Consider the following 14,073-nt stretch of genomic DNA (forward strand, 5'->3'; position numbering starts at 1 on the left):
TTCCTATGGCCTCTCGCTCTACGGCACTGCGTTACTACATCCTGACGCGACTGTTGTTGGCCCCGTTGATGGTCTGGACCATCGTGACGGTGGTGTTCCTGCTGTTGCGAGCCACCCCTGGAGACCCAGTAGATGCCCTGTTGGGACCACGGGCACCGGAGGCGGTGAAGGAGACGTTGCGATCGCAACTGGGGCTAGACGCCCCCTTAGGGATTCAATATCTGCGCTACCTGGGCCAGCTGCTAAGCCTGGATTTGGGCACTTCCCTAGCCAGCCAGGGGCAGACCGTCTGGCAAATCATTGTCGATCACTTGCCGGCTACCGTAGAGCTGGCCCTAGCCGGGTTGATGGTAGCAGCCATTGTTGGCATTGGCGTGGGCTCCCTGGCTGCCTCCCGACCCAACTCCGCCCTCGATGCTGGTGGCCGCCTCTTCGGCATTCTCACCTATGCCGTGCCCATGTACTGGTTCGGCATGATGCTACAGCTCCTGTTTGCCGTGCAGCTGCGCTGGTTTCCCATTGGTACTCGCTATCCTCTCACCGCCACCCCGCCCCAGGGGCCTACCGGGCTGTACGTCCTGGATAGTATATTGACTGGGCAGCTATCCCAATTGGGACTCTCGCTGCACCACCTGGCCCTGCCCAGTCTCACCCTAGGCATTCTAATCAGTGGGGTATTCGAGCGCATGGTGCGGGTAAACCTGAAACAGACCCTGCGGGCCGACTACATCGAAGCTGCCCGGGCCCGAGGCATTCCGGAGGTCCGCATTATCTTGGTGCACGCCCTGAAAAATGCCTTGATTCCCGTGATTACCATTCTGGGCCTCACCTTCGCCTCTCTACTGGGAGGTGCCGTACTCACCGAAGTCACCTTCTCCTGGCCGGGGTTAGCCAATCGCCTCTATGAAGCCATCAGCCAGCGAGACTATCCCGTTGTCCAGGGACTGATGGTATTTTTCGCCAGCATCGTCGCCCTGATCAGCATCGCCATCGACATCCTCAATGCCTATATCGACCCCCGCATCCGCTATTGAAAGATCTATATTGACAAAAATCAATGTGTATCAAAGATGTATAGATAAAAATAAAATCGATTTAGTCAAGGCTAGATCCTGATTGAATTTGATCGGCTTCGCCGTTGCCAGATAAAGAACGCAACATTACTCAATCTGATACGGTGTAGTACATAACAAAATGCAACCTACTCCATTGCGGCAGGTTAACTGTAATAGCTGTTCAGCTAGCCACTAAATTCTGGGTAGAGGTCCTGTTTCTCAGGATGGATTTCTCAAAAAGGTCTGATGCTAGTGGCTTGCAGGAGATTTCCAAAAGCAGTGCCAGTGCATTTCATGTCTGTTGCCGGTGCTGGAGATCTTGCCTCAGGCTGTAATGATTGGTTTCCTTTTATGTCGAATTGTGTTTTCCCAGGAGTGTACATTGAGCTATGGATGAGGATCCCTCTAATTGGCTGAGCCAACTAATTGGCCGAGGAGCAGATATCTCCAGGCAAATCGGGTTTCGTGTCGCCTGCTTAATCGGGGTCATCGTATTTCTAATCGTCGTGAGTGTTGACTCGGCTGGTAACCTAGCCGCCGCTGCGGATTTAAACCACCAAGGTAACGACCGGGTTAATGCGGAGTCGATTGCACCAGCGGAGACTGCCTCGCCTCAGCTAGCCTCCTCGGTGCAGCCCTCCTATGTAAATTTCACACCGCAGCAGGCAGAACGGTTAACTCACGGTGACTTGCTCAGGGCTAATATGACCCGCAGCCAGCTGACCCGGGCCCACTTTTTCACGGATTTCCTCGGCGAGCATTAGCCGGTCTCTAAGCGTCTGGACGGTAGCCCAAATCTTCCAGCCGAGGGCGGGAATGTCGCCATTTGGGCACCACTTTGACAAATAGCTCCAGATACACCTTGCCCATAATCAGCTTCTGAATCTGTTGACGGGCGGCGCTGCCGATACTTTTCAAGAGGCTGCCCTGTTTGCCGATAACGATTCCTTTCTGGGAGTCGCGCTCGACGTGGATGGTGGCCAGAATCCGGGTGATAGCAGGGGTTTCCTCTACCCGATCGATGGTGATGGCCACGGAGTGGGGCACTTCTTGCCGAGTATGGAGCAGGAGCTGCTCCCGAATCAGTTCTCCCATGATGAAGCGCTCTGGCTGGTCGGTGACGAGATCGGGGGGATAGTAATAGGGACCCGGATCGAGCTGTGTAATCAGCTCCTGCAGCAGTGCCTCGCTACCGTCGCCGCTGAGGGCCGAAAACTTAAAGGTCGGCCAGGACTGGTGGCCAGCCAGGGCCTGGTAGCTCTGATCTAGGCTCAGGGCGGCCTCAGAGTCTGGAGGCTGCTGATCCGATTTATTGAGCCCCAGCACTATTGGCCCCGACTGTTGCCTGAGTAACTCGGCAATGAAGTGGTCACCGCGACCGGCTGCCGTAGAACTATCGACGACGAAGAGGATGAGGTCTACCGATGCGATCGCAGCTCGGGCATTTTTCACCAGAATCTTCCCCAGTTCATGGTGAGGTTTATGGATGCCCGGGGTATCCACGAAGATGATCTGGGCCGTGGGGGTACTCAAAATCCCCTGCAATCGGTTGCGGGTGGTCTGGGCTACCGGAGATGTAATGGCTACCTTCTGACCGATCAGATGATTCATCAGGGTGGATTTGCCCACATTGGGACGGCCAACCAGGCCCACAAAGCCAGAGCGAAACCCCTCCGGCGCCGTTGGCATGGTGGCAATGCCCAAAGTATCGATGTCAGTGGTCATAGAGACTCTCGTTCAGGTACCGGTCACATGAATTACGATCTCGCGGCGACTGCCCCGGGCTCGATGTTCCCACAGGTAGATCCCCTGCCAGGTGCCGAGGGCCAAGCGACCCTTCATGACCGGAATCTGTTCTGAGGTGTGGGTCAGAGCGGAGCGAATGTGGGCCGGCATGTCGTCGGGCCCTTCGGTGCTGTGGATGTAGGAGCCATCTTCCGGCACCAGGCGGGCGAAGAAGGTGGCCAGATCCCGTAACACATCGGGGTCTGCATTTTCTTGAATCACCAAGCTGGCCGAGGTATGGCGGATAAAGATGCTGCAGAGACCGGTTTGAATCCCCGATTCAGTTACCACGGCCTGAACATCCTGGGTAAACCGTTGGAACGATTTTCCCTGAGTAGCTAGGGTGAGCTGACGTTGATGATGGCGAGGGAGGGTGCTAGTAGTCATGGATGATTGGTGATGCTAACGGTCGTCTCTTGGGTACTTTTTCTATTGTGTCGTCTTTGCTGTACTCGGTGAATCTTGATGAGACGACTCCCCTGGCAAACTGCCTGTGGTGAGCTTGCTGAACTACTGCCCTGGGCCTGCGGAAGGGCTTGTCGATCAGGAGAGGTGGATTTCGATAAGACCACGCTTAGTTGTGTAGCTCGGGGGGCTCACCCGGGGAATTTCGCTTCCCCCGGACCCCTACGACCAGGGCGAACCGCCGCCCTGGACCTGCGGAAGGGCATATCGGTGAGCCGTCGCAGATCGCGTCGCATCGGCAGGGATGCGAGGGGCTCCTCTACCTGACGAGTAGACCAAAGCAGAAGCCAGGAAAGGGAATTTTGACCGTTGGCCTGTTGAGGGTTGAATTCAACCATCACCGGGAGAACTCAAAACTCAAAACTCATCGCCCCGTGGGGCCCTTCCCTGGCCACACATTGTTTACCTAGTTTAAACAACACGGCCGACGCCACTGCTCTTCACTCTTCACCCTTGACTCTTCACCCTTGACTCTTCACCCTTCACTAAACATCACCCCATCACCCCATCACCTATCCACCCTTGACTCTTCACTCTTCACTCTTCACCCTTCACTAAACATCACCCCATCACCCCATCACCTATCCACCCTTCACCCTTGACTCTTCACCCTTCACTAAACATCACCCCTAAGCCCTGCGGGCAGGCTCCGCCTACACCCCGCCCTCCGTCCTCCGTTATAGTGAGGATTCAACCTTAGACCATGGCAATGACTGTTTCCAACTCCCAATCCCGACTGTTAGTCTGGCATCCCTTCTTTCTAGGAGGTGGGGCCGAGGCCGTGACCCTGTGGATGTTGGAGGCGCTGTGTGACGACTATGATGTCACGCTCTTGACGCTATTTGACGTCGATCTGCAACGGCTGAATGCCATGTATGACACCCAGTTGCAGCCCCAGACCCTGACGGTTAAAGCAGTGATTCCGTCAGCCTGGAGTGGGGTGGGGCGTTGGGCCCTAGCCAATAGTAGTGTCCTGAGGGCGGTGATGATGCATGGCTCTATTCGCACTCTCAAAACCATGGGCCAGCACTATGACGGAGTAATTTCCGGCTATAATGGCGTCGATTTCGGCCGACCAGGGTTGCAATATATGCACTGGGTACGGGTGGTAGAAGGGGGAAAGTTACAGCAAAATGCCCCTTTTCGGAAGCTGTGCCATGGCATTTCTGACTTTTCGGTGGAGCGGTTACGGCAAAATGTCTCCCTGGTGAATTCGGCCTACACAGGACAGCGAGTGCAGAAAGACTACGACATTCCGTCTGTGGTGGTCTATCCGCCGGTGGTGGCTGATATTCCCCAGCGGCCTTGGTCTCAAAAGCAGGATAGTTTTCTCTGCAGTGGCCGCCTGGTGCCAGCGAAAATGCCCCATCGGGCCATTCGAATACTGCGGCAGGTACGACGGCAGGGGTTTGATGTCAAGCTCTACATCACTGGCGGTGGCGGCGGCGTCTATGGCCGAGAATACGTCAACCGTATCAAGCAGTTGGTGGCAGCGGAGGCCGATTGGATTCAGCTGCTGGCAGGCTTGCCCTATCAGGAGTATTTGGCCCTGCTGGCCCAATGTCGCTATGGCATCCACTACAAGCCAGAGCCGTTTGGCATTTCCATTGCCGAGATGGTGCAGGCGGGGATGATTCCTTTTGTGCGATCGCGGGGGGGCCAGGTGGAAATTGTCGGGGCTGAACAGCAGCAGTTGATGTTTAACAGCGAATCAGAGGCTGTGAGCAAGATTGTGGCGATGCTCAAGCACCCTGACCAACAGCAACGGTCCTTAGCGGCGCTGGCACAGCAGCAGTCACTGTTTTCTGTCGAGCATTTCCAGCGGCAACTGCGGGGGATAGTGGCCGACTACTTGGCCGGGAAGGCCTTGCTACCGTAGGCCTAGGATGTGATGCCAAGGCAGAAAGGGAAATCTGGATAAATGCCCCCTTTTCGCGCTAGTCAATTTGGCTTGCCGCTGTGCTCAAGTAGTCCACCACTGCCGCGGCGATGGTTTGATTGCCGTCTGTGGCTCGGGCCATGGCTTGGCGGGGCGGCAGCAGGGGCTGGGCCAGAAAGTCCCAGGTCCCCTGCAACAAATCGGTGGGGCGTAGGATGCGATGATGACTGACGGCCTGGATACCCTCCACCAGCAGGGCACTCTCGGCGAAGTCTTGTCGGGTCAGGGTGAGAATGGGAATGTTGAGGCGACAGGCTTCGGCAAAGGTGCTGTAGCCGGGTTTAGAGACGATGCGATCGCACAGGGGCATGACATCGACGGGGCGCAGGCAGCGGTCGGTAATTTTCAGCAAGTTGGGCAACTCTGGTGCCTGGGCGTCGAAGCTGATAAATTGCCAGTCGGGAAAGCGACTGAGTCCCTGGTAGGGAATCTGCTGTAGCCCCAGACCGCCAAAGGTAAGCAGCACCGTGTGTTTGGCTTTGCTCAACAGCTCCGGGGAAGGCACTCGGGGGGCTAAGATAGCCCGCAATTGGTCGGGGGCATAGCGAGGACTGCCGCCGGTAAGGCCCACATCGGTGATGGTGGGAAAGGCTTTCATCGGTTCATGGAAGGGCAATCGAAACATGCGATCGCACCTCTGGAAGCACTCGGCAATCCAGTCAGCTACCGCCACAAACCCACCTCCCCAGGGACGATAAATAAAATCCCAGCCAAAATTACTCATCATCCAACAGGGAACACCAGCGGCCTCCGCAACGCGTGTCGCCAGTGGAGGAATATCGGCCAATACCAAGCTCACCCGCTCCTGCTGCAAAAAGGCAGCTTCCTCCGCCACTAGGTGGGTCGGCATCCGTTGAATCCGCCGCAGTTGCTCCAGAGTAGCCGTCTTATCCATGGTTAAGCTGTCCTGCTGCAGCACCCCCACATCGAAGGCCCGAGGTCGATGCAGAAAGGGACCCTCTAGATTAGGACTGCAGCAACACTGCGGAGCCGTCGTGGCCAGAATCAGCCGCACCTGCGGTAACTGGGCCTGAATGGTAGCAGCTACCGCTGCGGCCCGGGTGGCGTGGCCAAATCCATGGTTAGTGACGGCGACATAGAGGGTCGGCGGGGCCATAGTCATGCTCATATCCCAAAACAGCCAAAAAAAGACTCGCCGCTGGGGGCGAGTCTAAACGCTACCTGGACAGTGCCTTACAGTTGCGGCACAAATTGCTCTTTCTCGGGGACCACGGTGTACTCAGACACAATCTGGCGAAACTCTTCACCGTCAATGGCCTCCTTCTCGATCAGCAGATCTACCAGCCGGTCAATGACCGATCGATTATCTAGCATGATTTGTCGAGCCTGATTGTAGCAATGGTCGACAATGGCTCGCACTTGCCCGTCGATGCGAGTAGCAATCTCCTGGGAGTACTCAGAACGAGACATCCAATCCCGTCCCAAGAAGACCTCATTCTGGGGGCTTTCCAAAGAGAGGGGACCCAGATCGGACATGCCGAAGCGAGTCACCATCTGTCGAGCCATGCCCGTTACCTGTTGCAGGTCGTTGCCAGCTCCCGTAGTCACTTCAGCATCACCAAAGATCACATCTTCAGCCGCTCGACCACCCAAGGCACCTGTAATTCTAGCCAGCAACTGGGCTCGGGAGATCAACGTCTGATCCTCACTGGGAGTAAACCAGGTCAGTCCCCGGGCTTGCCCCCGCGGAATCAGCGTTACCTTCTGAACTGGATCATGGGCCTGCATCAGCGTTCCTACGATGGCGTGGCCCACCTCATGGTAAGCAATCAAGCGCTTACTCTTACTATCGACTAGGGGCGTGCCCTCCATGCCGGCAATGACCCGGTCCACAGCGGCATCGATCTCCGACATGGTGATGGCCTCCTTGCGACGGCGGGCCGTGAGAATGGCCGCCTCATTCAGCAGGTTGGCCAAGTCAGCGCCAGTAAAGCCAGGGGTACGACGGGCAATAGCCTCCAGAGACACCTCATCCGCCAGCTTCTTGTTGCGGGCATGAACCTCTAGGATCTCTAGGCGGCCCTTGATATCCGGCGGATCCACCATCACCTGACGGTCAAAGCGGCCGGGTCGCAGCAGGGCCGGATCTAGCACATCCACTCGGTTGGTGGCGGCAATGATGATGATGCCGGTATTGCCTTCGAACCCGTCCATCTCAGTCAAGAGCTGGTTCAACGTCTGTTCCCGCTCGTCATTACCACCGCCGATACCGGCACCTCGCTGTCGCCCAACGGCATCCAGCTCGTCAATGAAGATGATGCAGGGGGCATTTTCCTTGGCCTTCTTGAACAGGTCCCGTACCCGAGACGCCCCTACCCCGACAAACATCTCCACAAATTCAGAACCGGAAATGCTAAAGAAGGGCACCCCAGCTTCCCCGGCGATGGCTTTGGCCAAGAGCGTCTTACCGGTGCCGGGAGGGCCGACTAACAGGACTCCCTTGGGAATGCGAGCTCCTACCGCAGTGAATCGCTCTGGCTTCTTCAGAAACGTCACCACTTCCTGGAGTTCCTCCTTGGCCTCTTCAATGCCAGCCACATCATCAAACATGATGCCGGTCTTGGCTTCCATCATGAAGCGGGCCTTAGACTTGCCAAAATTCATGGCCTGGCCCGGTCCCCCTGGCACGTTGCTAGAGCGGCGGAATAGAAAGAAGAGCCCCCCAATCAGTAATAGAGGGAACAATAAGTTCCCCAAGGCTCCCCAAATTGCACCGTCGTTGCGAGGCGGATGGACATCCAAATTGACGTCTGATTCCCGCAGTCGCGTAATCAGTTCTGGAGCATTCCCCGGTAAATCGACACGCCAGCGCTGTATCCGGTTGTCTAATTGCGGGTCAACCGCTTCCACAATGGCTGTACGCCCACCTTCATAGAGATCGACGGCGGTGACCCGGTCAGCCTCTAGATAGTCCAAGAACCGACCGTAGGTCATGCGAGTACTCGCCGTATTACTGCCGGCATTGACAGGGGATCCGGAAAATGCGCCTTGCCACAGGAAGAAGCCAATCACCAAGATCGGTAAGGCCCAGAGCAGGGCAACTCGCCAAGAAAACTTCATGGGTAGGTAGTCTCTAAAACAACACAGAGGATCAATTTTGTTGAATTCCTATCACATCCATCAGCGGTGATCCAGGAACAACTGCCAGCTATTCAGCCCCTAGGCTGATCCAATGAAACACCGTCAAGACTGACTTACTACTTACTATGCCGTAAGGACCCGCAGGTCGACTGAGCTAAGGACCAGTTGTTTGTGAAATATTCTTAACTTAATTTAACTTAGTTCTGAAAAGTCTGCCAATTACAGTTCCCCTCGCCCCCAGCCAGGGACTAAGACGCCATGGCCGCTAGTGCCTCGGTTCCCAGCTAATGACATGGTAACTGCAATGACTCTGCAGTCTACTAGGTCTCGGAATCTTGTCGCACATATAGGGTGTAGGGATAGTAGCGGTCTCGTTGGTAAGACCCTACCCAAATGTGATAGTTGCCCTGCAGCCACTCCCCTGACAGCCCAGGATTGTGCTCCTGGTAATCATCGTTACACCAAACCCCATTGTCCCCTCGAATCACTAGGGTGGTATCTTGACGGCTCTCGACCCACAGAGTCAGGGCCGGGAAATCGGCCTCTAAGACCAAAATATGATCTGGAGAGGTATCACTGAGATACCCTAAGCAACGGCCATTGGGGGTTTGCTCGGTGTCAACTACGTCTCCAGCCAACTGGGAGCCACCGCTAACGCCACTCACCTGGGCGGGATTGGGCTGAAATCCTGGACGCAAGCGAATTTCTGGATGGGCGGTCGCAGCTTGAGCCCAGCCTGGAGCTGGCGCTAGCCCTACCGCAAGACTAACCAGATAAACCAGAGGCCCCCCTTCTGTACTGAGCCTCCTACTGAGAACCCTTGATATAGACACCGGTATCACCATGAGGTTAGGAAGTGGCTATGGACAGGGCAGCTGCTAAGCGCGGCCGATCAAACTGGCGTTGGTGCAGAATAAACCAAGATTCCACTAGATCTGGCCCTTGCATGTCTCCCATCAGGGCGGCCCGTAGCGATCGCATCATCAGTCCTTTCTTCACCCCTTGGGCCTTAGTGACTTGGTTGATCAGGCCTTTGGCAGCATCGATGCTATCTAGGGAAACGGTGGGCAGGGCCTCATACACAGCGCTCAAGATGGCGTCTATCCCCTCTTGCTGCAGCTGCTGGCGGGCGGCCTCGCTGTAGTCCACGGTTTCAGTAAAGAAGAAGTGGCTGAGCTCAACGGCATCGGGCAAGCGAGTCAGGCTAGGACCGACCAGAGCGGCCAGGGCCTCTAGCCAGGGGCGATCCTGGTCAGGATCAAAGGCATAACCAGCTTCCTGCCAGTAGGGAATCAGAGCCTCAACCAGTTGAGCCGGTGGCGTAGCATGGAGATACTGACTGTTGAGCCAGTCCAGCTTATCCCAATCGAATTTGGCCCCAGCCCTATTGACGCGATCAAAGCTAAATTGTTTCGCTGCCTCTGCCAGAGTAAATTGTTCTTGACCATCCGGAGGCGACCAGCCCAGTAGGGTCATGTAGTTGGCCAGGGCCGCGGCGGTGAAGCCCATGTTCTGAAACTCGGAGATGGAGGTGACGCCGTCCCGCTTCGACAGCTTTTGGCCTGAGGGGTTGAGAATCAGTGGCGTATGGGCAAACTCTGGCACCGGTACCCCCAACGCCTCGTAGAGTAGGATCTGTTTGGCGGTGTTGGCAATGTGGTCTTCTCCCCGAATCACATGGGTGATGGCCATATCCACGTCGTCTGCAACCACCGCCAAGTTGTAGAGGGGCTGGCCAATCTGGCCGCCACCGGAAGCACGAGCAATTACCATGTCCCCGCCGAGGTCGCTGCCTTGCCAGGTCATGGGACCGTGCACCAGGTCATGCCAGCGAACGGTGCGATCGTCGTCGATGCGAAAGCGGATCACCGCTGAGCGACCCTCGGCCTCATAGGCGGCCTGCTGCTGTGGGGTGAGATGGCGATGGCGATTGTCGTAGCGGGGAGCTAAGCCCTTGGCTTTCTGCTGGGCTCGCATGGCATCCAGCTCTGCTGGGGTATCGTAGGCACGATAGGCCAGTCCCTTATCCAATAGGGTCTGAATAGTGGTGCGATAGAGATCGAAACGCTGGGACTGAAAATAGGGACCTTCATCCCAGGACAGCCCCAGCCATTGCAGTCCAGCCAAGATATTGTCGGTAAACTCCGGTCGTGACCGCTCGGTGTCGGTGTCTTCGATGCGCAAGATGAACTGGCCCCCTTTATGGCGGGCAAATAGCCAGTTAAAGACCGCCGTGCGGGCGGTGCCAATGTGCAGGTTTCCGGTGGGACTGGGGGCAATGCGAACACGAACGGTCATGGTGTGTGCAACGAGCAACAAATGACTATTCTATAAGGTTTATAGGGGTGCCGATGCTGGCTTAGTTGCATGGAGCACCTGCAGGCTGCCGCCCCCATAGAGTTGGAAAGACGTCACCTGTAACCCCGCTTTCTCAAGCTCGGTGGCCACATCACTGTCGAGCAACTGCCAGGCAGTTTCCGTTTCAAATAGCCACAGAAATAGGGCCAACCCAGGCCAAAGCAACGGATTGTGGGGCCGATGAAAATCCACCATGGCCAAGGTTCCGCCCGGCCTCAGCACCCGCCCAGCCTCTTGAAAAATCTGCTGCCGCTGCGCTGGGGTCATCTCATGCATGGCGGCACTGGTGTGCACCACATCGAAAGAGTTGTCAGCCAGAGGCATCTCCTCCGCCCAGCCTTGCACATAGGTGGCCTGGGGGACGTTTTCCTGAGCCCTTTCCAGGGAGCGGGGGGAAATATCTAGGCCCGTCACCTGCTCTGACTGTTCCACCAAGAAGCGGGTAGTTTGACCGCTGCCACAGCAGAGATCCAGGACCCGGGTCTCAGGAGTGATGGTTAATCCCTGCAGGGGCAGGTGGCGAAAGCGCCGCTCTCCGCCGACGGTGAGGGCAGCTGTGCGGGAAATCGCATCATAGAGCCACTGATAGCGATAGCTCAGGGGTCTTAGAAAGGTAGCCATGGCAGGATGACGTTGATGCGGGAGTCGCCTGGATAAGCCCAGGCGCTTATTTTCCACTGTAAGGCTTTTTGCAGTTGTCCCTATGTAGATGCACCTGAGAATACAACGGCCATAACACAACAGCCTGGCCAAATTGCAGACCCGTAATCACTATCAAGCAGTCTACCAGGCGGCTATCCACGGCTGCTTCTAGGATCCCTAAGCCCCCCAGAGCCATTTCATTCACAGCCAGAAACGGGCGAGGCCAAAGACCGGGCTGCGAGGCCACAATCCGCCAAGGGGTGCCGATGCTCGCATCAATGTCATCCATCGCAGCCAGGCGGCCCTGGTAGACTACAGTTAGTCCCACTCCGCCCGGCAGCGATCGCGTCCAGGCCAAATACGGCAGGCCCTGCAGTCGTACCCTCAGCCAAGACCAACAGATTCAGCGCCAGGCCACAGCCTATCGCGACTGGCCCCAGCCCTACGTGCACCTGCTGCAATTTTTAGACTAAAAAGGATCGGTCATTACGACTTACTGAGGCCACTTAAGAGCGATAATCTAACTGAGTTAGCACTCGCCCATAGGGAGTGCTAAGCCAACACTGCAGAGCTGTAAAGACTGGACATGGCCAAACTAGTTACCTTTGATGAAGCCTCACGGCAGGCGTTGGAGCGGGGGGTAAACGCCCTAGCCAACGCCGTCAAGATCACCATGGGACCCAAAGGGCGTAACGTCGTCCTCGAGAAAAAATTCGGCGCCCCCCAAATCGTCAATGATGGTATTACCATCGCCAAGGAAGTCGACCTGGAAGATCCCTTCGAGAATTTAGGGGCCAAACTCATGCAGGAGGTGGCCTCTAAAACCAAGGACATGGCTGGAGACGGCACCACCACCGCCACAGTGTTGGCCCAGTCCATGATCAAAGAGGGCCTGAAAAACGTTGCCGCTGGCAGCAACCCCGTCAGCCTGCGTCGTGGCATCGAAAAGGCCGTGAAAATGCTGGTCGCTGAAATTGCCGCCATCGCCAAGCCAGTGCAAGGTAACGCCATCGAACAAGTGGCCACTGTCTCAGCTGGCAGCGACGAGGAAGTGGGGCAGATGATCGCGGCTGCCATGGACAAAGTCACCAAAGACGGCGTTATTACTGTGGAAGAGTCAAAATCCCTCACCACTGAACTCGATGTTGTGGAAGGGATGCAGATCGACCGCGGCTATCTGTCTCCCTACTTTGTCACCGATCAAGAGCGGATGGTGGCCGAACTCGACAACGCCCGCATCTTGATCACCGATAAAAAGATCAGCTCCATACAAGATCTGGTGCCCGTCCTAGAACGCATTGCCCGGGAAGGCACTCCCTTTTTGATCATCGCCGAAGATGTGGACGGGGAAGCTCTAGCGACTCTGGTGGTCAACCGCATGCGCGGTGTCCTCAACGGGGCAGCAGTTAAGGCCCCAGGCTTTGGCGACCGCCGCAAAGCCATGCTGCAAGACATTGCCGTCCTCACCGGCGGCCAGGTGATCTCCGAAGAAGTGGGCCTCAGCCTCGACTCCGTCAGCCTGGATATGCTGGGGGTCGCTACCAAAGTCACCATCACCAAAGACACCACCACCATCGTGTCTGAGAGTGGCAACACTGCTGATATCGAGAAGCGCGTGGCTCAAATTCGCCAGGAGCTAGAGCGCACCGATTCAGAATACGACAAGGAAAAACTGTCTGAGCGTCTGGCCAAGCTGGCCGGTGGCGTTGCCGTGATTAAAGTCGGCGCAGCCACGGAGACCGAGTTGAAAGAGCGCAAGCTGCGCATCGAAGACGCCCTCAGTGCCACCAAAGCAGCGGTGGAAGAAGGGATCGTTCCCGGTGGCGGCACCACTTTGATTCACTTGGCCGATAAGCTCAACGGCCTCAAGGACAGCCTCACCATTGCTGAGGAAAAAACCGGTGTCGACATCGTCATGCGTGCCCTGGAAGCTCCTCTGCGGCAGATTGCCGACAATTCTGGGGTGCAGGGCTCGGTCATCGTCGAGAAGGCCAAAACCATGGACTTCAACGTAGGCTACAATGCCCTTACCGGCGAATTTGAAGACCTGATTGCCAGTGGCATTATCGACCCGGCTAAGGTGGTGCGCTCTGCCCTGCAGGATGCGGCCTCAGTAGCCGGCATGGTGCTGACCACCGAAGCCCTAGTGGCCGAGCAACCCGAACCGGAACCCGCCGGTCCCGATCCCAGCATGGGCGGCATGGGCGGCATGGGCGGCATGGGTGGTATGGGGGGCATGGGGGGCATGGGCATGATGTAAGCCCAGCCATCCCGGCGACCACCAACCATTCAGCCTATTGACTGAATAGACTAGCGACGAGGGCTTAGGTAACTAAGCCCTCGTTGTGTTCATTGAACTAGCAGCTCTATTGACCGGTTACTCTGCCAACCACATTTGGGCCGTTCTAGGCATAGGCCAGGTGTTCATCTTGAGGGTCCAAAAGCCAGGACCGAAACCCATTGTTGTGGGGAATGTCATGGTTCACCACGAAGGTGACGGCCCGATTCCAGGGCAGCGCATTCCCTGCTTAATAAAGCCTGGTAGCCACGCTGTCGTTCGGATGGAGCAAGATGCAGGAACTCAGGTCGGAAGTGGTTGAATTGATGCCGAGTGCCCATATGCAGGCGACTTTGCAGTGTTTATTGGCCCTATTGTTGGCCTCACGACGTCCGCGACCTCAGCATAGCCAAACGAAATCGGCAGCGGCGCTCAGCCGCTTTCTCAAT

The 14,073-nt window shown here is 56.5% G+C and carries 13 protein-coding genes; 4 read left to right on the forward strand and 9 right to left on the reverse strand.

The window, feature by feature from the left end; translation table 11 throughout:
* Positions 1–5 precede the first annotated feature (5 nt).
* Positions 6–1,034, forward strand: a complete 1,029-nt coding sequence (locus XM38_RS11610; RefSeq protein WP_080813086.1) for an ABC transporter permease — start codon at positions 6–8, stop codon at positions 1,032–1,034.
* Positions 1,035–1,444: 410 nt separating this feature from the next.
* A complete protein-coding gene (locus XM38_RS11615; RefSeq protein WP_080813088.1) occupies positions 1,445–1,819 on the forward strand; it encodes a hypothetical protein in 375 nt (124 codons plus the stop codon).
* Between the two features lie 7 nt (positions 1,820–1,826).
* On the opposite strand, the gene era is transcribed toward XM38_RS11615, so the two are convergent.
* The 3 genes from era to XM38_RS11630 all read right to left on the reverse strand — a co-directional run bounded on the left by era (position 1,827) and on the right by XM38_RS11630 (position 3,643).
* Complete coding sequence (era, locus tag XM38_RS11620; RefSeq protein WP_080813090.1) at positions 1,827–2,780, reverse strand: GTPase Era; 954 nt, start codon at positions 2,778–2,780, stop codon at positions 1,827–1,829.
* A 12-nt stretch (positions 2,781–2,792) separates the two neighbouring features.
* Positions 2,793–3,227, reverse strand: coding sequence for a secondary thiamine-phosphate synthase enzyme YjbQ (locus tag XM38_RS11625; protein WP_088429909.1), 435 nt, complete (start codon positions 3,225–3,227; stop codon positions 2,793–2,795).
* Positions 3,228–3,436: 209 nt separating this feature from the next.
* The gene (locus tag XM38_RS11630; RefSeq protein WP_137455086.1) at positions 3,437–3,643 is read right to left on the reverse strand and encodes a hypothetical protein; all 207 of its coding nucleotides are present in this window, start codon (positions 3,641–3,643) and stop codon (positions 3,437–3,439) included.
* 365 nt (positions 3,644–4,008) lie between these two features.
* Here XM38_RS11630 and XM38_RS11635 point away from each other — a divergent pair, with 365 nt between their 5' ends.
* The gene (locus XM38_RS11635) at positions 4,009–5,184 is read left to right on the forward strand and encodes a glycosyltransferase (RefSeq protein ID WP_202978877.1); all 1,176 of its coding nucleotides are present in this window, start codon (positions 4,009–4,011) and stop codon (positions 5,182–5,184) included.
* 58 nt (positions 5,185–5,242) lie between these two features.
* Here the strand turns inward: XM38_RS11635 and XM38_RS11640 are convergent, their stop codons facing one another.
* The 6 genes from XM38_RS11640 to XM38_RS25960 form a co-directional block, all read right to left on the reverse strand.
* Entirely contained in the window at positions 5,243–6,367 is a 1,125-nt protein-coding gene (locus XM38_RS11640) for a glycosyl transferase (protein ID WP_306441500.1), read from the reverse strand.
* 71 nt (positions 6,368–6,438) lie between these two features.
* Positions 6,439–8,325: an ATP-dependent zinc metalloprotease FtsH2 gene (ftsH2, locus tag XM38_RS11645; protein ID WP_088429913.1), complete on the reverse strand. Its 1,887-nt coding sequence runs from the start codon at positions 8,323–8,325 to the stop codon at positions 6,439–6,441.
* A 341-nt stretch (positions 8,326–8,666) separates the two neighbouring features.
* Positions 8,667–9,044 (reverse strand): hypothetical protein, encoded by a 378-nt coding sequence (locus tag XM38_RS11650; protein WP_080813938.1) that lies wholly within the window; start codon positions 9,042–9,044, stop codon positions 8,667–8,669.
* Positions 9,045–9,195: 151 nt separating this feature from the next.
* The gene (gene gltX / locus XM38_RS11655; RefSeq protein ID WP_080813940.1) at positions 9,196–10,644 is read right to left on the reverse strand and encodes a glutamate--tRNA ligase; all 1,449 of its coding nucleotides are present in this window, start codon (positions 10,642–10,644) and stop codon (positions 9,196–9,198) included.
* A gap of 39 nt (positions 10,645–10,683) precedes the next feature.
* The gene (locus XM38_RS11660) at positions 10,684–11,325 is read right to left on the reverse strand and encodes a class I SAM-dependent methyltransferase (protein ID WP_088429915.1); all 642 of its coding nucleotides are present in this window, start codon (positions 11,323–11,325) and stop codon (positions 10,684–10,686) included.
* Positions 11,326–11,371: 46 nt separating this feature from the next.
* Complete coding sequence (locus tag XM38_RS25960; RefSeq protein WP_187329381.1) at positions 11,372–11,674, reverse strand: hypothetical protein; 303 nt, start codon at positions 11,672–11,674, stop codon at positions 11,372–11,374.
* A gap of 258 nt (positions 11,675–11,932) precedes the next feature.
* Here XM38_RS25960 and groL point away from each other — a divergent pair, with 258 nt between their 5' ends.
* Positions 11,933–13,606 carry a chaperonin GroEL gene (gene groL / locus XM38_RS11665; RefSeq protein ID WP_088429919.1) on the forward strand — a complete coding sequence of 558 codons (1,674 nt, stop codon included), beginning with the start codon at positions 11,933–11,935 and terminating at the stop codon, positions 13,604–13,606.
* Positions 13,607–14,073: the final 467 nt, after the last annotated feature.

Source organism: Halomicronema hongdechloris C2206, assembly GCF_002075285.3.
GTDB classification, from domain to species: Bacteria; Cyanobacteriota; Cyanobacteriia; order Phormidesmidales; family Phormidesmidaceae; genus Halomicronema_B; species Halomicronema_B hongdechloris.

Coding starts and splice junctions, on each gene's coding strand:
- XM38_RS11630 (WP_137455086.1), bottom strand. CDS start 3,643: ATGGTTGAATTCAACCCTCAACAGGCCAACGGTCAAAATTCCCTTTCC.
- XM38_RS11635 (WP_202978877.1), top strand. CDS start 4,009: ATGGCAATGACTGTTTCCAACTCCCAATCCCGACTGTTAGTCTGGCAT.
- ftsH2 (WP_088429913.1), bottom strand. CDS start 8,325: ATGAAGTTTTCTTGGCGAGTTGCCCTGCTCTGGGCCTTACCGATCTTG.
- XM38_RS11610 (WP_080813086.1), top strand. CDS start 6: ATGGCCTCTCGCTCTACGGCACTGCGTTACTACATCCTGACGCGACTG.
- era (WP_080813090.1), bottom strand. CDS start 2,780: ATGACCACTGACATCGATACTTTGGGCATTGCCACCATGCCAACGGCG.
- groL (WP_088429919.1), top strand. CDS start 11,933: ATGGCCAAACTAGTTACCTTTGATGAAGCCTCACGGCAGGCGTTGGAG.
- gltX (WP_080813940.1), bottom strand. CDS start 10,644: ATGACCGTTCGTGTTCGCATTGCCCCCAGTCCCACCGGAAACCTGCAC.
- XM38_RS11640 (WP_306441500.1), bottom strand. CDS start 6,367: ATGACTATGGCCCCGCCGACCCTCTATGTCGCCGTCACTAACCATGGA.
- XM38_RS11660 (WP_088429915.1), bottom strand. CDS start 11,325: ATGGCTACCTTTCTAAGACCCCTGAGCTATCGCTATCAGTGGCTCTAT.
- XM38_RS11615 (WP_080813088.1), top strand. CDS start 1,445: ATGGATGAGGATCCCTCTAATTGGCTGAGCCAACTAATTGGCCGAGGA.
- XM38_RS11625 (WP_088429909.1), bottom strand. CDS start 3,227: ATGACTACTAGCACCCTCCCTCGCCATCATCAACGTCAGCTCACCCTA.